The 24,749-nt window shown below is 72.2% G+C and carries 25 protein-coding genes and 1 pseudogene; 14 read left to right on the forward strand and 12 right to left on the reverse strand.

Annotated features, from left to right (window positions below; all coding sequences use genetic code 11):
- Positions 1-110: 110 nt before the first annotated feature.
- The 6 genes from ACF08F_RS15715 (at position 111) to ACF08F_RS15740 (ending at position 6,183) form a co-directional block, all read left to right on the forward strand.
- Positions 111-473 (forward strand): cytidine deaminase, encoded by a 363-nt coding sequence (locus ACF08F_RS15715; RefSeq protein WP_392299021.1) that lies wholly within the window; start codon positions 111-113, stop codon positions 471-473.
- Positions 474-773: 300 nt separating this feature from the next.
- Positions 774-1,253: a hypothetical protein gene (locus tag ACF08F_RS15720; RefSeq protein ID WP_392299022.1), complete on the forward strand. Its 480-nt coding sequence runs from the start codon at positions 774-776 to the stop codon at positions 1,251-1,253.
- 191 nt (positions 1,254-1,444) lie between these two features.
- A complete protein-coding gene (locus ACF08F_RS15725) occupies positions 1,445-2,779 on the forward strand; it encodes a beta-xylosidase (protein WP_392299023.1) in 1,335 nt (444 codons plus the stop codon).
- A 65-nt stretch (positions 2,780-2,844) separates the two neighbouring features.
- Positions 2,845-3,816, forward strand: a complete 972-nt coding sequence (locus ACF08F_RS15730) for a WxL protein peptidoglycan domain-containing protein (protein ID WP_392299024.1) — start codon at positions 2,845-2,847, stop codon at positions 3,814-3,816.
- A gap of 51 nt (positions 3,817-3,867) precedes the next feature.
- Positions 3,868-4,818 (forward strand): GTPase Era, encoded by a 951-nt coding sequence (gene era, locus ACF08F_RS15735; protein WP_392299025.1) that lies wholly within the window; start codon positions 3,868-3,870, stop codon positions 4,816-4,818.
- Between the two features lie 72 nt (positions 4,819-4,890).
- Complete coding sequence (locus ACF08F_RS15740; protein ID WP_392299026.1) at positions 4,891-6,183, forward strand: TerD family protein; 1,293 nt, start codon at positions 4,891-4,893, stop codon at positions 6,181-6,183.
- Positions 6,184-6,202: 19 nt separating this feature from the next.
- Here the strand turns inward: ACF08F_RS15740 and ACF08F_RS15745 are convergent, their stop codons facing one another.
- Both ACF08F_RS15745 and ACF08F_RS15750 read right to left on the reverse strand, forming a co-directional pair.
- A complete protein-coding gene (locus ACF08F_RS15745; RefSeq protein ID WP_392299027.1) occupies positions 6,203-6,454 on the reverse strand; it encodes a protealysin inhibitor emfourin in 252 nt (83 codons plus the stop codon).
- Positions 6,455-6,474: 20 nt separating this feature from the next.
- The gene (locus tag ACF08F_RS15750; RefSeq protein ID WP_392299028.1) at positions 6,475-7,527 is read right to left on the reverse strand and encodes a M4 family metallopeptidase; all 1,053 of its coding nucleotides are present in this window, start codon (positions 7,525-7,527) and stop codon (positions 6,475-6,477) included.
- Between the two features lie 293 nt (positions 7,528-7,820).
- Between ACF08F_RS15750 and leuA the strand changes: the two genes are divergently transcribed.
- Both leuA and ACF08F_RS15760 read left to right on the forward strand, forming a co-directional pair.
- A complete protein-coding gene (gene leuA / locus ACF08F_RS15755) occupies positions 7,821-9,593 on the forward strand; it encodes a 2-isopropylmalate synthase (protein ID WP_392299029.1) in 1,773 nt (590 codons plus the stop codon).
- 505 nt (positions 9,594-10,098) lie between these two features.
- Complete coding sequence (locus ACF08F_RS15760; RefSeq protein ID WP_150270389.1) at positions 10,099-10,791, forward strand: TerB family tellurite resistance protein; 693 nt, start codon at positions 10,099-10,101, stop codon at positions 10,789-10,791.
- Positions 10,792-10,819: 28 nt separating this feature from the next.
- On the opposite strand, the gene ACF08F_RS15765 is transcribed toward ACF08F_RS15760, so the two are convergent.
- The 6 genes and pseudogenes from ACF08F_RS15765 to ACF08F_RS15790 form a co-directional block, all read right to left on the reverse strand.
- Entirely contained in the window at positions 10,820-12,202 is a 1,383-nt protein-coding gene (locus ACF08F_RS15765) for an FAD-binding oxidoreductase (protein WP_392299030.1), read from the reverse strand.
- A 161-nt stretch (positions 12,203-12,363) separates the two neighbouring features.
- Positions 12,364-14,175, reverse strand: coding sequence for a LuxR C-terminal-related transcriptional regulator (locus ACF08F_RS15770; protein ID WP_392299031.1), 1,812 nt, complete (start codon positions 14,173-14,175; stop codon positions 12,364-12,366).
- A gap of 70 nt (positions 14,176-14,245) precedes the next feature.
- Positions 14,246-15,616, reverse strand: a complete 1,371-nt coding sequence (locus ACF08F_RS15775) for an FAD-dependent oxidoreductase (RefSeq protein ID WP_392299032.1) — start codon at positions 15,614-15,616, stop codon at positions 14,246-14,248.
- 181 nt (positions 15,617-15,797) lie between these two features.
- Positions 15,798-16,613, reverse strand: a complete 816-nt coding sequence (locus ACF08F_RS15780) for a hypothetical protein (protein ID WP_392299033.1) — start codon at positions 16,611-16,613, stop codon at positions 15,798-15,800.
- Positions 16,614-16,720: 107 nt separating this feature from the next.
- Entirely contained in the window at positions 16,721-17,515 is a 795-nt protein-coding gene (locus tag ACF08F_RS15785; protein ID WP_392299127.1) for a hypothetical protein, read from the reverse strand.
- A 116-nt stretch (positions 17,516-17,631) separates the two neighbouring features.
- Positions 17,632-18,111 (reverse strand): annotated as a pseudogene (locus tag ACF08F_RS15790) (Scr1 family TA system antitoxin-like transcriptional regulator); the annotation flags it as partial.
- Positions 18,112-18,243: 132 nt separating this feature from the next.
- Here ACF08F_RS15790 and ACF08F_RS15795 point away from each other — a divergent pair.
- Together ACF08F_RS15795 and ACF08F_RS15800 are read left to right on the forward strand one after the other, a co-directional pair.
- The gene (locus ACF08F_RS15795) at positions 18,244-18,465 is read left to right on the forward strand and encodes a hypothetical protein (RefSeq protein ID WP_359670489.1); all 222 of its coding nucleotides are present in this window, start codon (positions 18,244-18,246) and stop codon (positions 18,463-18,465) included.
- On the forward strand, positions 18,462-18,677 hold the full coding sequence (locus ACF08F_RS15800; RefSeq protein WP_392299034.1) for a hypothetical protein: 216 nt from the start codon (positions 18,462-18,464) through the stop codon (positions 18,675-18,677). The genes ACF08F_RS15795 and ACF08F_RS15800 overlap by 4 nt, the downstream gene beginning before the upstream one ends.
- 31 nt (positions 18,678-18,708) lie before the next feature.
- Here ACF08F_RS15800 and ACF08F_RS15805 read toward each other — a convergent pair whose 3' ends face one another.
- Positions 18,709-19,332, reverse strand: coding sequence for a maleylpyruvate isomerase family mycothiol-dependent enzyme (locus tag ACF08F_RS15805; RefSeq protein ID WP_392299035.1), 624 nt, complete (start codon positions 19,330-19,332; stop codon positions 18,709-18,711).
- Between the two features lie 71 nt (positions 19,333-19,403).
- Between ACF08F_RS15805 and ACF08F_RS15810 the strand changes: the two genes are divergently transcribed.
- From ACF08F_RS15810 to ACF08F_RS15825, 4 genes are read left to right on the forward strand one after another with little or no spacing between them, the layout of a single operon-like run.
- Positions 19,404-20,351, forward strand: a complete 948-nt coding sequence (locus ACF08F_RS15810; RefSeq protein ID WP_392299036.1) for a LysR family transcriptional regulator — start codon at positions 19,404-19,406, stop codon at positions 20,349-20,351.
- Positions 20,348-21,097 carry a DNA repair protein RecO gene (gene recO / locus ACF08F_RS15815; protein ID WP_392299037.1) on the forward strand — a complete coding sequence of 250 codons (750 nt, stop codon included), beginning with the start codon at positions 20,348-20,350 and terminating at the stop codon, positions 21,095-21,097. Before ACF08F_RS15810 ends, recO begins: the two co-directional genes overlap by 4 nt.
- Positions 21,098-21,109: 12 nt before the next feature.
- Complete coding sequence (locus tag ACF08F_RS15820) at positions 21,110-21,934, forward strand: isoprenyl transferase (RefSeq protein WP_392299038.1); 825 nt, start codon at positions 21,110-21,112, stop codon at positions 21,932-21,934.
- Positions 21,935-21,956: 22 nt separating this feature from the next.
- Positions 21,957-22,511, forward strand: a complete 555-nt coding sequence (locus tag ACF08F_RS15825; protein ID WP_392299039.1) for a YcxB family protein — start codon at positions 21,957-21,959, stop codon at positions 22,509-22,511.
- A 59-nt stretch (positions 22,512-22,570) separates the two neighbouring features.
- Here ACF08F_RS15825 and ACF08F_RS15830 read toward each other — a convergent pair whose 3' ends face one another.
- The 3 genes from ACF08F_RS15830 to ACF08F_RS15840 form a co-directional block, all read right to left on the reverse strand.
- Entirely contained in the window at positions 22,571-22,981 is a 411-nt protein-coding gene (locus ACF08F_RS15830; RefSeq protein ID WP_392299040.1) for a Fur family transcriptional regulator, read from the reverse strand.
- An 80-nt stretch (positions 22,982-23,061) separates the two neighbouring features.
- A complete protein-coding gene (locus tag ACF08F_RS15835; RefSeq protein WP_392299041.1) occupies positions 23,062-23,955 on the reverse strand; it encodes a metal ABC transporter permease in 894 nt (297 codons plus the stop codon).
- A gap of 16 nt (positions 23,956-23,971) precedes the next feature.
- The gene (locus tag ACF08F_RS15840; protein ID WP_392299042.1) at positions 23,972-24,748 is read right to left on the reverse strand and encodes a metal ABC transporter ATP-binding protein; all 777 of its coding nucleotides are present in this window, start codon (positions 24,746-24,748) and stop codon (positions 23,972-23,974) included.
- Between the last annotated feature and the right edge of the window lies 1 nt (position 24,749).

The raw sequence follows: 24,749 nt of genomic DNA on the forward strand, positions 1-24,749 counted from the left end.
TCCCCGGAGGGGCGGCGCGGGGCGATGTACCCGGTCGCGGGCTGAGACCCGCGGGGCCGTGGCGTGAGACGGCGAGCTGCCGTCCGCGGGCTCCGACCTATGCTCGGGCCATGACACTCAGCAGCGAGCACGGCGACCTCGGCGCCGAGGACCTCAAGATCATCACCTTGGCGCGCAGCGCCCGCGCGCGCAACGGCGTGCCCGAGGGGGCGGCCGTACGGGACGAGACCGGGCGGACGTACGTGGCGGGGACCGTGGAGCTGGAGTCGCTCAAGCTGAGCGCGCTGCAGACCGCGGTGGCGATGGCGGTGGCCAGCGGCGCCCAGTCCCTGGAGGCGGCGGCCGTCGTGTCGAACGCCGGGGCGGCCTCGGCGGAGGACCGCGCGGCCGTACGGGACCTCGGCGGCCCGGAGACGCCGGTGCTGCTCGCCGGTCCCGACGGGCAGCTGCGCGCGGCCGTCACCGCGGGCTGAACCCCGGCCGTCCCCGAGAGGCGACGGGGCGTCGCTCTCCGAGGGGGCGACATCGGGGCATCGCTCCCGAGGGGGCGACATCAGGACATCGCCCCCCGAGGCGGCGGCGACAGGACATCGAGGGCCCGGCCGTGGTGCCGGGCCCTTGCGCGTTTGTGAAGGATCACCGCAACTTCTCTTGCCTTCCCCGGCGGTCTGCGTCTCAATGAGCATCGGTTCGCCAGACGGACCGTCAGATGTTCGCCGTTCACGCAGCGCCCGCACCCCTGCGTTCGTCATCGGAAGGGGTTCGAACTCGCCATGAGAAGCAGAAGCACCTTAGGGACGGTCGCGGTACTCACCGGAGCACTCGCCGCCGCCGGCCTCGCCTTCGCCCCGACGGCCGGAGCCGTCTCGCCGGGGTCCGCGTCGGCCCAGTACGACTGCGGCAGCTGGGGCGGCGGCACCGCCAACATCACCGCGACCCAGAGCGGCACGTCCGCGACCATGACGATCAGCACGGCCGTCACGACGCCGATCTCGGTCGGCGCCGACCAGATCAACGCCACGCTGACCCTGGCCAAGGCGGGCGGCGGCACCCGGGTCTTCACCGGGAAGAAGAACCCGGCGGTCGGCGCCGGGCAGCCCGTCACCATCGGCCCCCTGAGCGGGACCGTGGCCTCGGGCGACAGCCTCAACTCGTACTTCGCGGGTGTCGCCCTGAAGATGGTGATCTTCGGGGTCACGGTGAACTGCGACGCCGTGACCTCGCAGACGCCGGGCCCGTTCGTGTTCAGCTGAGCCCTGCCCCACCCCTGACCGGTGTCGCCGACGGCGGCACCGGTCTCTGGCGTGACCTGGGCAAATGCCGGACATGTGGTGATCTTGACAGAATCTGATGGGTCATCAGTCGATGGTTTTCGATTCCATTGACTTCTCTCGGCCCGCAGCCGTCAATGGCGCCCTCTCATCCCTCAGGAGGGGGCCCACACATGGCATTCACCCGATCAAGGGCGGCGACCCGAAGACGGCGCTGGACCGCCGTTCTCGGCGCGACCGCCCTCGCGGTCGCCACCGGCGGCGCCATCGCCGCTCCGGCCCACGCGACCACCACCGCCACCCCGGTGGAGTTCCAGACCCGCTGCGTCCCGCCGCCGATCGCCGGCATCCCGCCCATCACGGGCACCACGACCGCCGAGATCACGGTCGACAAGGCGGCGCCCAAGGTCGGCGACACGGTCACGGTGACCTACACGATCACCAAGCCCGCCGCGTCGAACCCCGTCGACCTCGCGCTCCCGGCCGACATCATGACCCCGAGCGGCAAGGTCGTCCTCGGCGGCGCCCAGACCGGCGCGGTCAACGTCACGGGACCCAAGAAGAACCCGCCCATCCCGGGCAAGGGCACCTTCCCGGCCTTCTCCATGACCGGCACCTTCACGGTCACCGAGGCCGGATCGATCACCCTCTCGCCGGGCGACTACAACATCCACACCAGCTACCTCATGGAGCTGGACACCCCCTGTACGGTGCTCAACCCGCCCGCCCCGGTCTCCGAGACGGTCGTCGCGAGCCCCGTCACCAGCCCCAACACCCGGACGCTCCAGCTCGACAGCGCCTCGGGCGACCCCGGGGTCCGGGTGACCGTCACCGGCGCCAAGTTCACCCCGCTCGCCGAGGTCACCGTCGTCGGCCGCGCCGGCGGCGCGGAGACCGCGGACAGGATGACCGTCACGACCGACAGCGAGGGCGGCTTCGCCGCGCGACTGAAGGTCAACGACCCGGCGACCACCGGTGTCGTGGCGTACGAGGGCGCGGCCTGGGACCCGGAGAAGGGCGCCGGACCCGTCGCGTACAAGGTCGTCGTACCGGCCCCGCCGAACAGCCAGACGATCACCGCGGCCGTCACGGCGGGCGAGCTGTCCATGAGCCAGGCCGGTGACGCCGTCGAGCTGACCTCGGTCGACTTCGGTCAGGGCGGCGCGGCCACCGGCGACCTGAAGACGGTCACGGTCAAGGACTTCCGCGGCGGCCCCGCGGGCTGGTCCCTCACCGGCAAGGTCACCGACTTCACCGGCCCCGGCGGAGCCATCGGCGCCGGGAACCTCAGCTGGACCCCTGCCTGCACCGCCAAGGCCGGCAGCCCCAGCACCTGCGCGGCCGGCTCGGCCGGTCCCGTCGGCAGCGGCGGCGCGACCCTCGCCTCCACGCCGAACGGCACCCTCACGGGCGGCGAGTTCACCGTCGACGCCAAGCTCTCCCTCGACGTCCCGGCGTTCACCGCGCCCGGCTCGTACGCGGGCGTGCTGACGCTGACCCTGTCCTGACCACCCGGCGGGCCGGCCGGGCGACCCCCGGCCGGCCCGCTCCGCACCCGGGGGTTCTCCGCACCGTGCGCAGCAAGCCGTACGTCCTCCTGCCGCTCTCCCTGCCGCTCCTCCTGGGCGCGCTCCTCGTGCTCCTGGGCGCCGCACCGCGGGCCGCCGCCGCCGAGAACGGCGAGTGGGCCGTCTACCCGGCCGCCGCGAAGCTCGGCAGCCGCCCGTACTTCTACCTCTCCGTCGACCCCGGCACCTCGCTCACCGAGCGCGTCACCGTCACCAACAAGACGGCCGCCCCGCTCACCTTCCGGCTGTACGGCGCCGACGCCTACAACACCGACCGGGACGGTGGCTTCGCCATCCGCACGCAGGCGGAGAAGCAGACCGGGGCCGGCGCCTGGATCAAGCCCCGGCAGACCCGGGTCACCGTCCCGCCGCGCTCCGCCGTCACCGTCCCGTACACCCTGACCGTCCCCGCCGACGCCGACCCCGGCGACCACCCCGGCGCCCTCGTCGCCCTCGACGAGCGGATCAGCCCGAGCGGGAAGGGCTCCGTCGCCGTCGGCGTGCAGCGCGCGGTCGGCGCCCGCGTCTACCTCCGGGTCAACGGACCGACCGTCCCCGCCCTCGCCGTCGAGGACGTCACCCTCGACCAGGACCGGCCCCTCGTCCCCGGCACCGGCGCGAGCAGCGCCCTCGTCTCGTACACCCTCCACAACCGGGGCAACGTCACCCTCAACCCCAAGGTCGTCCTGAAGGCCGAGGGGCTCTTCGGCCGCACCCTCCTCGACCGCGACCTGGCGAAGGTGCCCTCCGAGCTGCTGCCCCGCCAGAAGATCCGGCTCACCGAGCGGTGGGACGGCTCCCCGCAGTTCGACTGGGGCGACGTGACGCTGACCGCCAGCGCGAAGGACGTGAAGGAGACCGGCACCGTGTCCTTCACGGCCCTGCCCTGGCTGGCCGGAGCGACCCTCCTCGTCGCGACCGTGACCGGGTACTTCGGCCTTCGGATGCGGCGCCGCCGGGCCCTGGGCGAGGCCTGAGGCGGGCCCCGGGACGTCCTGAGTGCGTGAGGCGGGCGCTCATCGGGGACAATGGCCCCCATGAGCGCTCGCAACCCTGAAACCGAAGCCGTCCACCGGGCCGGCTTCGCCTGCTTCGTCGGCCGCCCCAACGCGGGCAAGTCCACACTCACGAACGCTCTGGTCGGCCAGAAGGTGGCCATCACCTCGAACCGGCCGCAGACCACCCGGCACACCGTCCGCGGCATCGTCCACCGCCCGGACGCGCAGCTGATCCTGGTCGACACCCCCGGCCTCCACAAGCCGCGCACCCTCCTCGGCGAGCGGCTCAACGACGTCGTGCGCACCACCTGGGCCGAGGTCGACGTGATCGGCTTCTGCCTGCCCGCCGACCAGAAGCTCGGCCCAGGCGACCGGTTCATCGCCAAGGAACTCGCCGAGATCAAGAAGACCCCGAAGGTCGCGATCGTCACCAAGACCGACCTGGTCGACTCCAAGACGCTCGCCGAGCAGCTCATCGCGATCGACCAGCTCGGCAAGGAGCTGGGCTTCGAGTGGCAGCAGATCGTCCCGGTCTCGGCCGTCGGCGACAAGCAGGTCCAGCTCGTCGCCGACCTGCTCATCCCGCTGCTGCCCGAGTCCCCGCCGCTCTACCCGGAGGGCGACCTCACGGACGAGCCGGAGCAGGTCATGGTCGCGGAGCTGATCCGCGAGGCCGCGCTCGAAGGCGTACGGGACGAGCTGCCGCACTCGATCGCGGTGGTCGTCGAGGAGATGATCCCGCGCGAGAACCGCCCGGCGGACCGGCCGCTGCTCGACATCCACGCCAACGTGTACATCGAGCGCCCCAGCCAGAAGGGCATCATCATCGGCCCGAAGGGCAGCCGCCTCAAGGAGGTCGGCATGAAGTCCCGCAAGCACATCGAGGCCCTCCTCGGCACCCCGGTCTTCCTCGACCTCCACGTCAAGGTCGCGAAGGACTGGCAGCGCGACCCGAAGCAGCTGCGGAAGCTCGGTTTCTAGCACGACCGACCACGGCTTCCGGGACCTGACAACTACTGGGCACCCCCCGTCGGCGCGTGTCAGCATGGCGCCGTGACAGAGATCGTCAAGGGGGGAAACCTGCCGGTCCCCGGGCAGGCGTGGCGGATCGCGGTCGTCCGGCGGGACGCCGGTGACGGGGTGCCGGAGGTCGACGCCTCGGCCCTGCTGCTCGACGCCTCGGGCAGGGTCAGGGGCGACGGCGACCTGGTCTTCTACAACCAGCCGGTGCACGCGTCCGGCGCGGTGCGCCTGACCGGGCAGGTGCGGGACGGGGAGCGGCGGGTCGCCGACTGGCTGGAGATCGACACCGAGCGCGTCGAGCCCGACGTCCAGCGCATCGTGATCACCGCGTCCAGCGAGCACGGGACGTTCGGTCAGGTGCCGGGCCTCCACATCCGGACGGTCAGCGCCGCCACCGGCGAGCAGCTCGCGCTGTACGAGGTCGACGACGCGAGCACCGAGACGGCCTTCCTGCTCGGCGAGTTCTACCGGCGCGACGGGGCGTGGAAGTTCCGCGCGGTCGGCCAGGGGTACGCCTCCGGCCTCGTCGGCCTCGCCGAGGACTTCGGCATCGTGGGCGATGACCCGGTCGAGGCGCCGGTCGAGGCACCCCGTCCGTCCGAGCCCGCTCCCCTCCCGGGCGTGACCAAGCTCCCGGCGCCCGAGCTGCCCGCACCGGCGGCGTCCGAGGTGCCCGCACCGGCGGCCGGTGCTTCTGCTCCCGGCCGGCTCTTCGGCGCGGACTTCCCGGAGTACACGAAGGAGGGCGAGGGCAGTCAGGTCTTCACCGTCGACGTGCCGCTGCCGCCCGGCCTCCTCCTGGTCGACACCGAACGGCGGGGCGAGGGCTATTTCTGCGTGCAGAGCCTCGAAGAGGGCGACAAGTACGGCTACTCGCTCGCCAACACGAACCTGAAGAACTTCAAGGGCCGGTCGGTCCTGTGGTTCGACGGCAAGGTGCCGCTGCGCCTGCGTGTCGACGACGAGGACAACAAGTGGAAGATCACGATCCGTCCGGGCAGCGCCGTGGCGAAGCTCGGCCGCGGCGCCAAGGGGCGCGGTGCGGACGTGCTGCTCCACACGGGGCCCGCCGGAGAGCTCCTCGGCACACTGCGCGCGGTGTCCGATCACGAGTACTTCGGCGTGCGGGGCTACGGCCCGGCCACCCGCGGCAACCACGACTACACGTCGCTCGCCAACGTGGCCGCCGAGCACCCGAGATCCAGGGAGCCGCTGCCCGCGGGGCCCCTGCTGGTGGTGGTGGAATCCGCCGAAGGCGACTGGACCCTGGAGGTCCGGACCCCGAAGGAACAGAGGTCGGGCGGGTTCTGGCGCCGGGGGTGACCGGCGCCCCGGCGATCCGCTACGCGCCCTCCTTGAGGACCCTCGCGACGAGGGTCCTCTGGGCCTCCGTGAGGTGGGGGTCGCAGCAGCGGACCGTACGGCCGTCGACGGTGATCTCGTACGAGAAGCCGTCCGGCACGCCCCGGACGTCACCGTCGCCGTCGGCGAGGACGGCGGCGGCCAGGGACTCCCACTCGGGGTCCGAGACCTCCACCTCCGCCGACCGCTCGATGCCCGCGAAACCGCCCGTGCGCCGCACTCGAATCCGCATGGGCCCTGTCTACCAGCCGGTCAGTCGGTGGGCACCCCCACCGCCGACCAGGCCTTCAGAACGGCCTGGATCTCCTCCCCGTCGCCGTACCGGGCCTTGGCCGCCGCCACCGTGGCCGCCGCGAACTCGGAGAACCGGGTCTCGGGGGTGAGCGTCCCGCCGGTCATCACGTCGTACCAGACCTGCCCGGGCCGCTCCCAGGCGTTCCCGCCGAGCTCGGTCGCGAACAGGTAGAAGGCGTGGTTCGGGATGCCCGAGTTGATGTGCACCCCGCCGTTGTCCCGACTGGTGCGGACGTAGTCGTCCATGTGGCCGGGCTGCGGGTCCCTGCCGAGGACGTCGTCGTCGTACGCGGTGCCCGGGGCCTTCATCGAGCGCAGGGCCGTGCCCTCCACGTTCGGGTGGAAGAGCCCCTCGCCGATGAGCCAGTCGGCCCGGTCGGCGCTCTGCCCGAGGGCGTACTGCTTCACGAGCGAGCCGAAGACGTCCGAGACGGACTCGTTGAGCGCGCCGGACTGGCTGAAGTACTCCAGGTTCGCCGTGTGCTGGGTGAAGCCGTGGGCCAGCTCGTGGCCGATGACGTCCACCGGCAGCGTGAAGTCGAGGAAGATCTCGTCGTCGCCGTCGCCGAACACCATCTGCTCGCCGTTCCAGAAGGCGTTGCCGTAGCTCTCGTCGTAGTGGACGGAGGCCAGCAGCGGCAGCCCCGAGCCGTCGATCGAGTCCCGCCCGAAGGCGTTCAGGAAGAGGTCGAAGGTGGCGCCGAGGCCCGCGTACGCGCGGTTGACGGTGGCGTCGCCGGTCGCCTCCTCGCCCTCGGCGCGCACCCGCGTGCCCGGCAGCTCGGTCCCGCGCTCGCAGTCGTACACGGTGCGGTGCGGCCGGCCGACGTCCGCCGGGGCGAGGGTCGGGGCGCTGCCGGGCAGCGGCAGCACCCGGCTCGTACGGGCCGAGGCGTCCGCGATGAGGGTGCGGCGCGCGGCGGCGGCGACGGCCGGGTTCGAGGAGCGCGCCAGGTGCTCCAGGAGGTGCGGTGGGACGATCGAGCAGAAGACGGGCGTCTGGGGAGTCATCTCTGCAATGTGGCACTGCGTGACGCCACTGTCACGAGCTGAGACGAGGATTGGCGAAATGGAGTGATACGTCACTGATCAGCCTTGACGCGCCGCGCGTCCCGCATACTGAAACAGGACGTCCGTCTCCGACGTCCCTGGGCTAAGCTGCGGCACATCATGCGTTTCGGGCTGCTTCTCCTTAGCTGCCGCGGCGAGGGCCTGTAGTCGTAGGCCGACCCCCTCCCCGCGGGACCTGGTGTTGCGTTCGACAGTCGGCCGTCCTTCTTGCTGGACCCGAGGAGCCCAACGCAATGAGCCAGTCCCCCTTCGTCAGCCGCCCCACGCCGATCACCAACGCGACGCAGCTGCAGAAGCCCTCCGGGATGCCGATCCACAAGTACGGCCGCTACGAGGCCGTGCAGATCCCCGACCGCACCTGGCCCGAGCAGCGCATCACGCAGGCGCCCCGCTGGCTGTCGACCGACCTGCGCGACGGCAACCAGGCCCTGATCGACCCGATGTCCCCGGCCCGCAAGCGCGAGATGTTCGACCTGCTGGTCCGCATGGGCTACAAGGAGATCGAGGTCGGCTTCCCCTCCTCCGGCGAGACCGACTTCGCGTTCGTGCGCTCCATCATCGAAGAGGGCGCGATCCCGGACGACGTCACCATCTCCGTACTGACCCAGGCCCGCGAGGACCTGATCGAGCGGACCGTGGAGTCACTGGTCGGCGCCAAGCGCGCCACCGTCCACCTGTACAACGCCACCGCGCCCACCTTCCGCCGGGTCGTCTTCCGCGGCTCGAAGGAGCAGATCAAGCAGATCGCCGTGGACGGCACCCGGCTGGTCATGGAGTACGCGGAGAAGCTGCTGGGACCGGAGACGACCTTCGGCTACCAGTACAGCCCCGAGATCTTCACCGACACCGAGCTGGACTTCGCCCTGGAGGTCTGCGAGGCGGTCTGTGACGTCTGGCAGCCCGGCCCGGGCCGCGAGATCATCCTCAACCTGCCCGCCACCGTGGAGCGTTCGACGCCGTCCACGCACGCGGACCGGTTCGAGTGGATGTCCCGGAACCTGACCCGCCGCGAGCACGTCTGCCTGTCCGTCCACCCGCACAACGACCGCGGCACCGCGGTCGCGGCGGCCGAGCTGGCGATCATGGCCGGCGCCGACCGCATCGAGGGCTGCCTGTTCGGCCAGGGCGAGCGCACCGGCAACGTCGACCTGGTGACCCTGGGCATGAACCTGTTCAGCCAGGGCGTCGACCCGCAGATCGACTTCTCGCAGATCGACGAGATCCGTCGCACGAGCGAGTACTGCAACCAGATGGAGGTCCACCCGCGCCACCCCTACGCGGGCGACTTGGTCTACACCGCCTTCTCCGGCTCCCACCAGGACGCCATCAAGAAGGGCTTCGACGCGATGGAGGCCGACGCGGCCGCCCGGGGCGTCACCGTCGACGACATCGAGTGGGCCGTGCCCTACCTGCCGATCGACCCGAAGGACGTCGGCCGCTCCTACGAGGCCGTCATCCGGGTCAACTCGCAGTCCGGTAAGGGCGGCATCGCATACGTCCTGAAGAACGACCACAAGCTGGACCTGCCCCGCCGGATGCAGATCGAGTTCTCGAAGATCATCCAGCAGAAGACCGACAGCGAGGGCGGCGAGGTCACGCCGGCCGCGATCTGGTCCGTCTTCCAGGACGAGTACCTGCCCAACCCCGACAACGCCGGTGCTCGTTGGGGGCGCATCCAGCTGCGCTCCGGCCAGTCCACCTCCGACACCGACGGCACGGACACGCTGACCGTCGAGGCGGTCGTGGACGGCGTCGACACCGTGCTGACCGGCTCCGGCAACGGCCCGATCTCGGCCTTCTTCGCCGCGCTGCAGGCGATCGGCGTGGACGCCCGCCTGCTGGACTACCAGGAGCACACGATGAGCGAGGGCGCCTCCGCGCAGGCCGCCTCGTACATCGAGTGCGCCATCGACGGCAAGGTCCTGTGGGGCATCGGCATCGACGCCAACACGACCCGCGCCTCGCTGAAGGCCGTCATCTCGGCGGTCAACCGCTCCGCCCGCTGACCCGCCGGCCCGCTCCACGACGGATGCCCCGCACCCCTTCCGAGGGGTGCGGGGCATCCGCCTTCGCCGGCCGCCTCCCGAAGGAGACCACGCCCGGCCCCGTCGTCACCCCCGAGCCGCCCACGCCGACCGAGCCGCCCGTCCCCACCGCGCCCGCGCCTCCCGGGCCGACCCCGAGCGGGGACGGCGGGACGCCCACGGCCCCCGCGACCACCGACCCGGCCTCGGCCCCGGCGCCGTCCGCCACCCCGGAGGGTGATCTCGCGACGACCGGTTCGGCCATCGGTCCCGGCGCGATCGCGGCCGCCGCGGCCGCCGTCCTCGCCGGCGGAGGCTTCCTGGCCTTCGCAAAGCGCCGTCGTCGCGCCTCCCGAGGTTTCGCGGACGGTGTCGTGTCTCGGCCATCTCCACGGCGATCTGCTGACGGGGTGCTGACGCCACATCAAGGATGTGGCTAACATCACGCCAACGCCGGCAGTGCAGCCGGGCCGTTGAGGAGGTGCGTGTGCGGTCTGCCCGGAATTCACGTGGTGGGAAAGTGGGCGTCTGCGGAATCCGCACCTCCTGGAACACGGTCGGAGACGGCGAGTTCTTCTGCGAGGAGTGCGGCGGCGACCGGAACTACCGGCGGCGCACCGGCCGCCGCAGGTTCGCCGTCCTGGGCGTTCCCGTCCTGCCCAGGGGCTGTACGGGCCCCGTCGTCGAGTGCGCGGCCTGTCACACGCACTTCGGTACGGAGGTCCTCGACCGCCCCACGACGAGCCGCTTCTCGGCCATGCTCCGGGACGGCGTGCACACCGTCGCCCTGGCCGTGCTCGCGGCCGGCGGTACGGATTCCCGCGCGGTCCTCGACCGGGCCGTGAGCGCGGTCCGGTCCGCCGGCTTCGCCGAGTGCACTGCCGTCCAGCTCGTCGACCTCGTCGAGGCCCTGGAGGCCGACACCGGGCGCTTCATGCCCGAGGTGAACCCCGAGGGCAGCCTGCTCGCGATCGAGCTCCACGAGGCCCTGGAGCCGCTCACCCCGCACCTGGCGCCCGCCGGACGCGAGTCGATCCTGCTCCAGGCCGCCCGGATCGCCCTCGCCGACGGCGTCTACAGCCCGACCGAGATGGAGGTCCTCGGGACCGTCGGGAACGCGCTCGCGCTCGCGCCCGACGACACCGTCCGCCTCCTCGCCTCGGCGCGGACGGTGCCGTAGGACGGTGCCGTAGGGGGTGCCTTGCCCCTCAGGGCACGATGTTCTGGTTGAGCCGGAACACGTTGTCGGGGTCGTACCGGCGCTTGACCGCGCGCAGCCGGTCGAAGTTCTGCCGGTAGTTGACCCGTACCCGGTCCTGGTCGTCGACGTCCATGAAGTTCACGTACCCGCCCTCCCCGGTGTGCGGGCGCAGCGCCTTCTCGTAGGCTCGGGTCCAGGCGATGTTCGCCTCCGCGTCGGCCGTGCCGGTCGACCAGGTCGCGCCGATGGAGTGCGAGAACGAGGCGTCCCGGTAGGCGAAGGCGGTCTCCTCCGGTCCCACCTCGTGGCAGGCCCCGTCGATCGGGAAGATGGCGGTGTCCGACTCCATCGACGGCATCGTCCCCCCGTACTCCACGTGCACGTCGATCGCGCCGTCCGTGAGCTCCGGGCTGAAGGCGCCCTTCCAGTAGTGGAAGAGCCCCGGCGGCAGCTGCTCGTCGAAGAGGGTGTTGATCACCGGGTACGGCATCCGGTCCATGAACCGGCCGACGACCGGTCCGAGCCCGTCGAGCAGGCCGAGGACCTTGTCGTCGCCCTCCGGCGGGCCGCTGAAGCAGGTGAACGCGGCGCAGATCGGGCGGCCGTGCCAGCGCTCCGGCAGGAACGGTTCCTCGGGACCGAGCGCGAGCACCAGGATCGTGTTGAGCTCGACCGGCGCGTCCTCGGTCATCCGCTGCCAGGCGCGGAACACGTCCGGGCCGAGCGGGTAGCAGGTCAGACCGCCGAAGACGTCCGCGATCGGATGCAGCCGGTACGCGAGCGAGACGGCGACACCGAAGTTCCCGCCGCCGCCCCGCAGCGCCCAGAACAGGTCCGGATGCCGCTCGGCGTCACAGGAGACGAGCGTGCCCTCGGCGGTCACGACGTCCGCCGCGATCAGGTTGTCGCAGCTCAGCCCGCAGCGGCGGGCCAGATGCCCCATGCCGCCGCCCAGCGTCAGGCCCCCGATACCGGTCGTCGAGACGACCCCGCCGGTGGTGGCGAGCCCGAAGGCGTGGGTCGCGTGGTTGAAGTCGCCCCAGGTGGCGCCGCCCTCGGCCCGGGCCGTACGGGCCTCCGGGTCGACCCGGACGCCGCGCATGCGGGACAGGTCGACCACGAGGCCGTCGTCCACGGTGCCGAAGCCGGCGACCGCGTGGGAGCCGCCGCGCACGGCCAGCGGGAGGGAGTGCTCCCGGGCGTGGAGCACCGCCGCGATGACGTCACCGGCGTCCACCGCGTGGACGACGACGGCCGGCCGGCGGTCGTGCAGGGCGTTGTAGACCCGGCGGGACTCGTCGTACGAGGGGTCGCCGCGGGTGACGACGGTGCCGCGCACGGCACCGCGGAGCGTGTCGAGAGGTTTGATGGGCTTGGCTGTGGTGGTCATGGTTCCGGTGTAGCCCGCTGCCTCCGGGGCGCGCATCGCCGGAAAGGCCCATGGGCGGGGTGGGTGCGGCATGGGCGATTCGGCCCACCCCCCCCGTGTGGGCCGTCGTCCCGCCGGGGCGGAACGGGCGGCCACACGGGACGGTGCCGTTGCAGGCGCGGTCAGACCAGGTCGTGGGCGTACGCGTAACCGGTCGCGGCGGCCCGGGAGCCCACGCCCAGCTTGGCGAAGATGTTGTTCAGGTGCCGGGAGACCGTGTGCTCGCTGATCACGAGCGCCTGGGCGATGTCCTTGTTCGTGCCGCCCCCGGCGACCAGCCGCAGGACCTCCGCCTCACGGGCCGTGAGCCCGCCCGGCAGCCGCCGCCGCTTCCCGCCGGAGAGCAGCGCCGCCGCGCGCCGGGCGTCCGGCACGGCCCCGAGCCGCTCGAAGACCGCCCGCGCGGCCGCCAGCTCCAGCCGCGCCGCCTCCTCGTCGCCCACCGTCCGGTCGGCCGCCGCGAGCAGCATCCGCACCTGCGCGGCCTCGTAGGGGACGCGGAGCTCCAGCCAGCCGGCGAGCGCCTGCCGCAGCAGCCGCAGCGCGGGGCCCGTCCGCGCCTCGGCCAGCGCGACCGCGCCCAGCGCCGTGTCGGCCGTCGCCCGCAGCAGCGGTACGTCCCCGGCCAGCGCGTCCAGCTCCCGCGCGGCCCGGGAGGCGCCCGGCACGTCCCGGACGGCGAGCGCCACCTCGGTCCGGGCGGCGAGCAGCCGGGCCCGGCCCAGGAGGTCGTGGCGCGGGTCGCTCTGGCAGGCGAGCGCCAGGTCGACGCCCGCGACGGCCGCGTCCGCCCTGCCCTGCGCGAGGCGCAGCAGCGCGAGCCCCGGCTGCGGGATCCGGCCCAGCTCATGGGCGTGCGCGTACGACACGGCGGCCTCGTCGAGGCGACCCTGGCGCCGCTGGACGTCCCCGGCGGCATAGAACGCGGCGGCGGCCGACTCCAGGCAGTCCACCGGCACCTCCCGGCACGCCTGCCGCGCCTCCTCCTCGGCGAGCGCCCAGGTCCCGAGGAGGTCGAGGACCTCGACCCGGTGGGCCCGGCAGACGCCCCGGAAGGGGTTCTCGCCGGAGGCGACGGCCAGGGCGGCCGACGGCTCGGGCGCCGACGCGCTCCCGGCCTCCGCCGAGGTCTGCGCTCCGGGCTCCGGCGGGCGGCCCGCCCACGGGGGCGCGCACCACTCCATCGCCGCGTTCGTCCACTCCACGGCCCGTCCGAAGTCCGCGGCCTCCATGCACTGGGTGAGGGCCAGGCAGTACAGCCAGCCGGTGAAGACACCGCTCAGCTCGCCGGCGGTGACCGCGCACATCGCGTCGTCGAGGAGGGCGAGCGCCTCGCTCCTGCGGCCGTTCGCGAGGAGCACGGCGGACTCGGCCTGGCGGCTGAGGGCGACGAGGTCGGGGCTGGCGGAGCGCAGCGCGAGGCGGGTCATCCGGCGGGTCGCGGCGAGGGCGGCGGCCCGGTCGCCCTGCTGCTCGGCCTCCTCGGCGTCCGTCCAGGCCAGGAAGCACTGCTCCGGGCAGGGCGGCTGGTCCTCCAGGTGGTGGCGGGCCCGGTGGAGCCAGCCGGCCGCGGCGGCGGGCCGCCCGAGGCCGCGGTACTCGTAGTGCAGCCACCAGGCGGCGAGCCCGGCGCCCCGGTGGTCACCGGCCGCGAGGAAGGCGGCGTGGGAGCGGAGGCGGGCGGTGACGGACTCGTCGACGTGCCCCGACCACCAGGCGGCGTCGGCGAGCACGGACAGGTCGTCGGCGGTCAGTGCCCGGGAGGGGTGCAGGTCGTGGGCGTGCAGCAGCGCGTACGCCTCGGCCCAGGACTCCCGCTCGGCGGCGTCCCGGGCCCGCTCGACCTCGTCGGCCGGGTGAGCCGCGGCGCGAGCGGCCCGGGCGGCTCCGGCGGTGCCGGTGCCGCCGGCGGTGTGCAGTGTGGGTGCGGACATGGCTTCGCCCCTTCCCGGTCCTTTCAGGGTAGGACCGGGAAGGGGCGAGGGCCTCGGCTCGCGCCGGTGACTACTGGATGGCGCCGCTCGCGCGCAGCATGTCCTCGCGCTCGACGATCTTCACGCGCTCGCGGCCCTGCGGCTCGCCGAGCGCCTTCTCGGCGGCGTCCAGGGCGTACCAGCCCTCCCACGTCGTGTACGTGATGCCCTTGCCCTCCAGGAAGGACACGACCGCGTCCGTCTCCGGGGTCTCGGGCGTCAGCAGACGGCCGTTCGCGAAGTCGTCCAGGAGGTTCGCGACCGTCTCGTTCGCGTCGCCCTTGGTGTGGCCGATGAGGCCGACGGGGCCGCGCCGGATCCAGCCGGTGCAGTACGTGGAGGCCATGTGCTCGCCGGACTCCTCGATCACGCGGCCGCCCTGGTCGGGGATGGTGCCGGTCGTGGTGTCCCACGGGATCTTCGGGAGCTCGTCGGAGAGGTAGCCGACGGCGCGGTAGACGGCCGAGACGTCCCAGTCGGTGGTGGCGCCGGTGCCCTTGACGTTTCCGGTGCCGTCCAGCTCGGTGCGCTCGGTGCGCAGACCCACGACCTTGCCGTCCTCGCCGAGGATCTCGACGGGCGACTCGAAGAAGTGCAGGAAGAGCTTGTGGGGGCGGTCGCCGACGTCGCGGATCGCCCAGTTCTCCAGGGTCTTCGCGACCATGTCGGTCTGCTTGTTCTTGCGCCGCTCGGCGATCGAGCCCTCGTCGTAGTCGATGTCCTCGGGGTTGACGATGACCTCGATGGTGGGGGAGTGGTCCAGCTCGCGCAGCTCCATGGGGCTGAACTTGGCCTGGGCCGGGCCGCGGCGGCCGAAGACGTGGATCTCGACGGCCTTGTTGACCTTGAGGCCGTCGTAGACGTTCGCCGGGATCTCGGTGGGGAGGAGCTCGTCCGCGGTCTTCGCGAGGATGCGGGCGATGTCGAGCGCCACGTTGCCGACGCCGAGGACGGCGACCTTCTCGGCCTCCAGCGGCCAGGTGCGCGGGACGTCCGGGTGGCCGTCGTACCAGGAGGCGAAGTCGGCGGCGCCGTACGAACCGTCGAGCTCGACGCCGGGTATGCGGAGCTCGCGGTCGAACATGGCGCCGGTGGAGAAGACCACCGCGTCGTAGAAGGAGCGCAGATCGTCGAGGTGGACGTCGGTGCCGTAGTTCACGTTGCCGAAGAGGCGGACCTGCGGCTTGTCGAGGACCTGGTGGAGGGCGTTGACGATGCCCTTGATCCGCGGGTGGTCGGGGGCGACGCCGTAGCGGATGAGACCGAAGGGGGCCGGCATCCGCTCGAAGAGGTCGATGGACACGCCCGGTTCGGCGGCGGCCTCGGACTTCAGCAGCGCATCGGCGGCGTAGATTCCGGCGGGGCCGGCGCCGACGATCGCGACCCGGAGGGGGCGGGGCATGACTGGGTTCCCTTCGCAAGCGACGTGGCGGCGAGGCCGCCGACACTTAGGTCACCCTAAATAACAACACACGCGAAGTGGTACCCGGGCCCGGTCTATGGACTCATAAGGCGAACTTATGGGGTCTATAAGGGGGAGCGTAGGGGGGTGCGGGGGCCGCGGGGCGAACCGCCCCGGGACGTCAGGCGCCGTCGAGACCGAGCGCGATGAGGACCGTGGCCGTCACCGTCAGGGCGAAGAAGCCGAGGCCGAAGAAGGCGACGATGCCGAGCACGACGAGATCCAGGATCCGCGGTCCCCGGGGCCTGAGGACGGCCACACGCCCGGGGTCCCGGGGGTCGTAGGCGATGTCGACGGTCCACGCGCCGCCGCGCTTCGTCACCAGCCGCTCAAGCCCGGCGGGATCCCGGTAGCCGTACGTGTGCATCTCGCCCGGGACGCGTTCGGCGGCGACCCGCACGCCGTGTCTGCGCAGGTGCCACTCACGGTACGGGGCGTAGGCGATCGTCGCGCAGACCACCAGGAGGAGCAGCCCGATGGAGCCGCCCCCGGCGACCACGACGATGTTGACGGCGGGCCCCGTGAAGCCGACCGTCACGCACATCGCGACGATCAGGAGGGCGCCGTACAGCGAGCCGTGCCTGATCGCGCGCGAGAGCTTCCGCTGCTGGAGGTCGCCGCCGCGGCGGACCCCCGACATGTACTGCGTGCCGTCCACCCGCGCGGGCTCCGCCGGCAGGAGCGCGTTCACCGCGTCCGCGAAGGCCGCGACGGCGGCCTCGTCCGCGCCCTCGAACCGGTACCGCGCGGGTAGGGTGCCGGCCTCGGCCGTCATCTGGACGGTGAGCACCCGCCCTTCGGCGCTCAGCCGCGCGACGCCCGTCAGCAGGACCTGCATCTCCTCCGTGGCCCCGAGCACGAGCAGGATGTCCCTGTCCACGCGCGCGCCGGTGCCGTCGGGGCCCGTGAGGGCGGGTACGGGTGAGGTCATGGACATGGCCGTGATCGTAGGGCCGGGGGAGCGGCCGGTGAACCCCTAGGGCGTGTTGCGAAAGTCCCGCCTGCCCGACCTTCGGGCGGCCGGCGCTACTTTCGCAACACGCCCTAGACCTCCGACAGCATCAGGGCCAGCAGTGCCACGCCGCCGATCCCGCAGAGGAAGACGAACACCCCCGCCGCGCGGGAGAGGCGCTCCATGAACCCCGGCCGCACCGTGACCCAGTCCGCCGGGTCCGCCGGGTCGTACGCGAGCTCCACGTACGGTCCGGCGCTGAGCCTGATGAGGGCGTGGTTCAGCCGGGTGCTGTCCTGATAGACGTACGACCCCGGCAGGTTGGCCGGCCGTGCGAACTCCTTGACGCCGATCCTGCGAATGCGTCGCGCGTGGAGCGACTGTGTCAACTCCTGCATGCTGCCTGCGAAGCAGGCGCCGATGACGGGCGTGAAGAGGACGGTGATCACGGGGTAGGCGGCGCCTTGCGTCAGCCCGCCGAGCACGGCCAGGGCGACGGTCAGGGCGAGGACGGCGAGCGTGAACCACTTCAGCCGGCGGTTGGCCCCCTGTGTCCAGCGCGTCCTTCGGGTGTCGGAGACGACCAGGGAGATGCCGTCGACCTCCTCCCTCTCCTCCTCCGGTTCGAGCAGGGAGTTCACACCCTCGGCGAAGGCGACGGCGCGGGCCCCGTCCACCCCCTCGATCCGAAACACCGTCGGCGTCTCCCCGGCGCGAACCCGCAGCTCGACGGCGACCGATGTCCCTTCGGCCCGCACGCGGGCCACGGCCTCCGCCGGGATGTTGAGGTCCTTGTGGCGACTGCGCAGGAGCAACCCCTCGGGGATGACTGTGAGGTTGGTGCGGTCGTTGCCCGTGAGGACGGGTATGGACGAGAGGTTCGGCATGGCGGTGATCGTAAGGGCCGCGTGAAGGCCGGTGAAGCCCTTGTGTCCGTCAGTCGGCCAGGGAGGCGACGAAGGCGGACCAGGCGGCGGCCGGGACGAGGAGGACGGGGCCGGAGCAGGATGGCCCAATACTCGGGCCTTGTGACGTCCTTGAGGATCCGGGCCCGGTCCGGTCGTGAGGTGACCTTCTCCTGCACGTACTCCTTCGTGGCGAACGGGTTGCCCCCGAGGGTCACGGCCTCGGCGTACCTCGCCGTCTGCATCAGCCCCGGCACCACCGGCGGCGCGAACTCGCAGATCTTCGTCGCCACCTTCTCCAGCTCCGCCACTTCGTGGAAATAAGAGGCGTACGGCGACCTGTTGATGAGTTGTCGTACCGTGCGTTCGAAAATACCGCCGGTTTGTAGGACTTCGTCGATTCTCTTCGCCACGTCCAGCTGCGGCTTTCGAATTCCCTGCTCGAAAAGTCCGATGTATCCGCCGGACACGAACACGCGTCCACCCAGCTCGCCCTGCGAGAGGCGAGAAGCCTCGCGGCGCTCCTTGAGGAGCTCCCCGAAGAACTCCCACGCCTCGTCCTGCTTGCCCTTGGCCATGGATTAACTATCCAACCCTACACCGCAGTTGTACGACCTGTGCATCTGCCGATCCTACGGATCCGGGCCCACCATGGTGAGGCGAAGCGGGAAATGGATTCAGAAAGGCATACGTTGGTGAAGGAAGACACCATGAAGACGACCACGGGGGCACTCGAAGCCACTCAAGAGGCAGTGACGGAATTGCGCGAGGCGCTCGCGAGGGCGGGTATCACTCTTCCCTCGCTCGGGCTCGACGTCGTCACCCTCGCCGCCGACCCTCCGAGGCCGCTCGTGGAATTGGGATGCTGCACGGCGGAAACGGCGCGGCTCATCGCCGCGGCCCTGCTGCCGGGGGAGGAGAACAGGACATGACGCTGCCCATCGGGTCGTACGTCGTGGAGATCCGCACCGGACGGGTCGGGAAGGTCATGGGGCACGAAGGGCCCTACGTCCAGATCCGGCCGCTCGGTGGCGGGCGGGAATGGGACGTGGAGCCCGAGGGTGTGCGCGAGGCGACCTCGTCCGAGCGGCTGAGCGCCGCCACGGCCCACGTGAACGCCCGGAGCCGGGGCGAGGTGCCCTGAAGGTCGCGCGCCACCGGCCGGACGGTGCCCGTCACTCCGGCCGGTGGAGCGTGCGTCCGTAGGCGAGCAGCAGGAGTTCCTGGGCGGGGCGGCGCACCGCCCGGGAGCCGGTCCCGTACGACCAGTCCAGGTCGGTGGCCCGCAGGACGGTGCCGGCGAGGTCCGCCCCGAAGAAGCGGAGCGTCCGAGGTGTGACCGTGCCCAGCAGGATCCGCAGGCGCTCCTCGGGGATCCGGCGCCCGAGGCCGAGCGGGACGGTGATGTCCAGGCCGTGGATCACGTCGTGGCCGAGGGCCGATGTCAGCCCGCCCACCGGTGGCGTCCAGGGATGGTGGGCGTTGTCCCGCAGGGCTGCCGCGAGTTCGTGCGGGGTGAGGGCCGTGGCGTCCCGGCGCGCGAGGCGGTCGGTCATCCGGTGCAGGTTGCCGCGGGCGCGGGCGAGCTCCAGCGCCGTCCTGCCGAAGGAGTACCGGAACCCCATGCTCATGTGGCCGGCGACCTCCCGTACGCGCCAGCCTCCGCACAGCGTCGGCGCGTCCCACTGTTCGTCGGTCAGCCCGTCCAGGACGTCGGCCAGTTCGCGCCGCTCGGCCGCGATCTCGGCCCGCAACCGGGCCCGTGTCCCGGCCTGTGTCTCCGTCGTCGTGGTCTCCATGGCCACCAGCGTGGTCAACGACCTGCCATAAGTCCAAGAGCCAGTTCTTCTCCTCACTAGAATCACTGCTTATGGAGCTTCGCCAGCTGCAGTACTTCCTCGCCGTCGTCGAGGAGGCAAACTTCACCCGCGCCGCCGCCCGCCTCCATCTCGCGCAGCCGGGCGTGAGCGCGCAGATCCGGCAGCTGGAGCGGGAGCTCGGGCAGCCGCTGCTCGACCGCTCCGGGCGGACCGTGACCACGACCGCCGTCGGCGAGGCGGTCCTCCCCTTCGCGCGGGCGGCGCTCGCGGCCGTCGAGGGGCTGCGGCGGACCGTGGACGAGTTCTCCGGGCTCGTCCGGGGGCAGGTCACGATCGGGCTCGTGTCCGGAGCCGCCGTCGAGGAGTTCGACGTGGCCGCCGTCCTGGCCGATTTCCACGACGACCACCCGCAGGTCGAGATCTCCCTCACCGAGGACACCTCGGAGCGGATGCTCACCGCTCTGCGCCGGGGCGAACTCGACCTCGCCGTGATCGGCCTCGCCGACGACGGGCCCCCGCAGGGCGTCGACCTCCAGGTCCTCGTCGACGTACCCCTGATCGTCGCTGCCGCCCCGGACGACCCGCTGCTCGCCACCGTCGAGGACGGCCGGGCGGCACTCCCGCTCGCCGCCCTCGACGGCCGTCCCCTGATCAGCCTGCCGCACGGCACCGGTCTGCGCGGGGTGCTGGAGCACGCCTGCGCCCGGGCGGGCTTCCGGCCGCGCGTCGCCTTCGAGGCCGCCGCCCCGCTGCTCCTCGCGCGGCTCGCCGCCCGCGGCCTCGGGGTCGCCGTCCTCCCCGAGCTCCCGCCCGGGGCGGCGGCCGAGCTGGGACTCCGTACCCTCCCTCTCGCCGAACCGGACCTCCGCGGCCGCGTCGCCCTCGCCTGGCCGGCGGACGGACCCGCGGCGCCGGCGGCCGCGGTCCTCCTCGCCCGGATGCGGAAGGCGTTCCCCGCGGTCGGAACGCCCCCGCCGTACGGGAGAATGGGCCCATGAGTCTGTTCCGCGACGACGGCATCGTGCTGCGCACCCAGAAGCTGGGTGAAGCGGACCGCATCATCACGATCCTCACGCGCGGTCACGGGCGCGTACGCGCTGTGGCGCGCGGGGTGCGGCGGACGAAGTCGAAGTTCGGGGCGCGGCTCGAACCCTTCTCCCACGTGGACGTGCAGTTCTTCGCCCGGGGGAGTGAGCTGGTCGGCCGCGGGCTGCCGCTCTGCACACAGAGCGAGACGATCGCCGCGTACGGCGGCGGGATCGTCACCGACTACGCCCGGTACACCGCCGGCACGGCCATGCTGGAGACGGCGGAGCGGTTCACCGACCACGAGGGCGAACCCGCCGTGCAGCAGTACCTGCTGCTGGTCGGAGGCCTGCGGACGCTCGCCAGGGGCGAGCACGCGCCGCACCTCATCCTCGACGCCTTCCTCCTCCGCTCGCTCGCCGTGAACGGCTACGCGCCCAGCTTCGACGACTGCGCGAAATGCGGACTCCCCGGCCCGAACCGGTTCTTCTCGGTCGGGGCAGGCGGAGTCATATGCGGCGACTGCCGGGTGCCCGGAAGCGTCGTACCCTCTGCGGAGGCCATCGGCCTGCTCAGCGCGCTGCTCACCGGCGACTGGGCGACGGCGGACGCGTGCGAGCCGCGTCACGTCAGGGAGGGCAGCGGACTCGTGTCCGCCTATCTGCACTGGCACCTGGAGCGCGGCCTGCGCTCCCTGCGGTACGTAGAGAAGAACTAGGAGAGACCACCCATGGCCATCGGACGACTTCTCGGGCGGCAGCGTCGGGAGTACAGCACCCCCGAGCCGCACCCTTCCGGTGCCCGCCCGCCGAAGCTCCAGCCCGAGTTCGTCCCGGAGCACGTCGCGATCGTCATGGACGGCAACGGCCGCTGGGCCAAGGAGCGCGGTCTGCCGCGCACCGAGGGGCACAAGGTCGGCGCCGAGCAGGTGCTCGACGTCCTCCAGGGCGCGATCGAGATGGGCGTCGGATCGATCTCGCTCTACGCCTTCTCCACCGAGAACTGGAAGCGCTCGCCCGAGGAGGTGCGCTTCCTCATGAACTTCAACCGCGACTTCATCCGCAAGACCCGCGACCAGCTCGACGAGCTCGGCATCCGCGTGCGCTGGGTCGGCCGGATGCCCAAGCTGTGGAAGTCGGTGGCCAAGGAGCTCCAGGTCGCGCAGGAGCAGACCAGGGACAACACCAGGCTCACGCTCTACTTCTGCATGAACTACGGCGGCCGCGCGGAGCTCACGGACGCCGCGCAGGCGCTCGCGGAGGACGTGAAGGCGGGCAGGCTCGACCCGGCGAAGATCACCGAGAAGACCGTCCAGAAGTACCTGTACTACCCGGACATGCCGGACGTGGACCTCTTCCTGCGGCCCAGCGGCGAGCAGCGCACCTCCAACTACCTGATCTGGCAGAGCGCGTACGCCGAGATGGTCTTCCAGGACGTGCTGTGGCCGGACTTCGACCGCCGCGACCTGTGGCGCGCCTGTGTCGAGTACGCGTCCCGCGACCGCCGCTTCGGCGGCGTCGACCCGGCCGACCTGGCCGTCCTCGACAAGGCCTGATCACTCTCCGGGGGGAAGTTCCGTGGAAGCGAACGAACGGGTCGGGCAGGGCGAGCAGGCCGGGCGCCCCGTCGAGCTGGTCTACCCGGCCGTCTTCGAGGACGTGCACGAGGCCGTACGGATCCGGATGCGGACCCTCCTCTGGTGGCGGCTGGTGCGGTGGGCGGCGTGGGGCGCCTGCGCTCTCGCCCTTCTCGTCTGCGTCCTCGCCCTGCTGCCGCCCACGCCCGAGCCGGGCACGGTGGCCAAGATGGCGGGGCTCGGCCTCGTGGCCGTGGCCGGCGCCGAGCTGACGCCCTGGCTGACGGCCCGCGCCTTCTTCATGGCGGTCCGGTCCCAGGGCGAGGCCACCGCCGTCGTCGACGAGGCCGGGGGCCGCTGGAGCCTGCCGGACACCGAGACGACGATCCGGTGGGCGCTGATGCCCCGGTACGTCGAGACGCCCCGGCTCTTCGTCCTGCTCACCGCGGACAGGACCGGCAGCGGCTTCGCGTACCTGCCGAAGCGGGGGCTCGCCGGGCCCGGCGAGGAGGAGCGGCTGCGGGCGCTCCTGGACCGGAACATCGCGCGGGTGTGAACGCGCGGGAGGGCCCGCACCGGATGCGTCCGGTGCGGGCCCTCCCGTCTGCGTACGGGCTACTCCTCGGCGCACTCCGCGCACGTGCCGAAGATCTCGACCGTGTGCGCCACGTTCACGAAGCCGTGCTCCGAGGCGATCGTCTCGGCCCACTGCTCCACCATCGGGCCCTCCACCTCCACGGCCTTGCCGCAGACGCGGCAGACCAGGTGGTGGTGGTGGTCGCCGGTCGAGCAGCGGCGGTAGACCGTCTCGCCGTCGCTCGTGCGCAGCGCGTCGACCTCGCCCGCGTCCGCGAGGGACTGGAGCGTCCGGTAGACGGTGGTGAGGCCGACCGAGTCGCCGCGGTGCTTGAGCATGTCGTGCAGCTCCTGGGCGCTGCGGAACTCGTCCACCTCGTTCAGCGCCGCCGACACGGCGGCCCGCTGCTTGGTCGAGCGGCCTCGTACGGGGGGTCCTGCCGTCACCACGGGGGCCTCCTTGAATGCTTGTCTGCCCCCGCCATTCTGCCAGCCCCCCGTGCGCCCGCGGTCAGACCTCGTACCGCCGGTCAGACCTTCACGTCGTCGCTCGCCCGGGGCCGCGGCGGCTGCGGTGCGTCGCAGCCCTCCGCGCCCGCCTCGCCCGCCCGGGCCCGCCGCTTGGCGAGCGGGGTGGCCAGGAGCGTCAGGAGGACGAAGACGCCGATCGCGTACAGGACGATCGTCGCGCCGGGCGGGACGTCCTGGTAGTACGAGGTGGCCGTGCCCGCCAGGGTGACCGTGACGCCGGTCGCCACGGCGAGGACGAAGGTCGTGCGGAACGACTTCGACAGCTGCTGGGCGGCCGCCACCGGCACCACCATGAGCGCGCTGACCAGCAGCAGGCCCACGACCCGCATCGCGACCGTGACCGTCACCGCGGCGGTGACCGCGACGAGCAGGTTCAGGGCGCGCACCGGCAGACCGGTGACCCGGGCGAACTCCTCGTCCTGGCTGACGGCGAAGAGCTGGCGGCGCAGGCCGACCGTGACCAGGACCACGAAGGCGGCGAGGACCGCGATCGCGATGATGTCCTCGGACGAGACGGTGGAGAGCGAGCCGAAGAGGTACGAGCTGAGGTTGGCGTTGGAGCCGGTCGGCGAGAGGTTGATCAGGAGGACGCCGCCGGCCATGCCGCCGTAGAAGAGCAGAGCGAGCGCGAGGTCGCCGCGGGTCTTCCCGTACGCCCGGATCAGCTCCATGGCGACCGAACCGGCGATGGCGACCAGGGTCGCCATCCAGACGGGGCTGGAGTTCAGCAGGAAGCCGAGACCGACGCCGGTCATGGCGACGTGGCCGATGCCGTCGCCCATCAGCGCCTGGCGGCGCTGGACGAGGTAGATGCCGACGGCGGGCGCGGTGATGCCGACGAGCACGGCCGCGAGGAGCGCGCGCTGCATGAAGGCGAGTTCGAGCATTTCCATGATCAGGTCTGCTTCCTCAGGTCAGCAGACCCGTACGGAGCGGCTCACCGGCCGCGTGCGGATGGACGTGGTCGTGGCCGGGGAGCGCGTGCTGCCCGACCGCCTCGGGCGGCGGGCCGTCGTGGACGACGCAGCCGTCGCGCAGGACGACCGCCCGGTCGATCAGCGGCTCCAGCGGTCCCAGCTCGTGCAGGACGAGGAGGACGGAGGTGCCGCCCGCGACCTGCTCGCGCAGGGTCGCCGCGAGGATCTCCTGGCTCGCGAGGTCCACGCCGGCCATCGGCTCGTCCATGATCAGCAGCTCGGGCTCGGAGGCGAGCGCCCGCGCGATGAGGACGCGCTGGTGCTGGCCTCCGGAGAGCGCGGAGACGGAGTCCCTGGCGCGGTCGGTGAGGCCGACGAGGTCGATGGCGGCTTCGACGGCGGCCTTGTCGGCCTTCGTCAGCCAGCCGAAGCGGCGGCGGGAGAGCCGGCCGGAGGCGACGACCTCGCGGATGGTCGCGGGGACGCCGCTCGCCGCGGTGGTGCGCTGCGGTACGTAGCCGACGCGGGACCAGTCGCGGAACCGCTTCTGCTCCGTGCCGAACAGCTCGATCCGGCCGCCGGTCAGCGGCACCTGGCCGATGACGGAGCGGACGGCGGTGGACTTGCCGGAGCCGTTGGCACCGAGCAGGGCGACGACCTCACCGCGGCGGACGGTGAGGTCGACGCCCCGGAGGACGGGCCGGGCGCCGAGGGCCGCCGTGGCTCCGCGGACGGAGATGACGGGTTCCGGATCCAGTTCCTGGGCCATG

It is taken from the genome of Streptomyces sp. NPDC015130 (genome assembly GCF_043080005.1).
GTDB lineage: Bacteria > Actinomycetota > Actinomycetes > Streptomycetales > Streptomycetaceae > Streptomyces.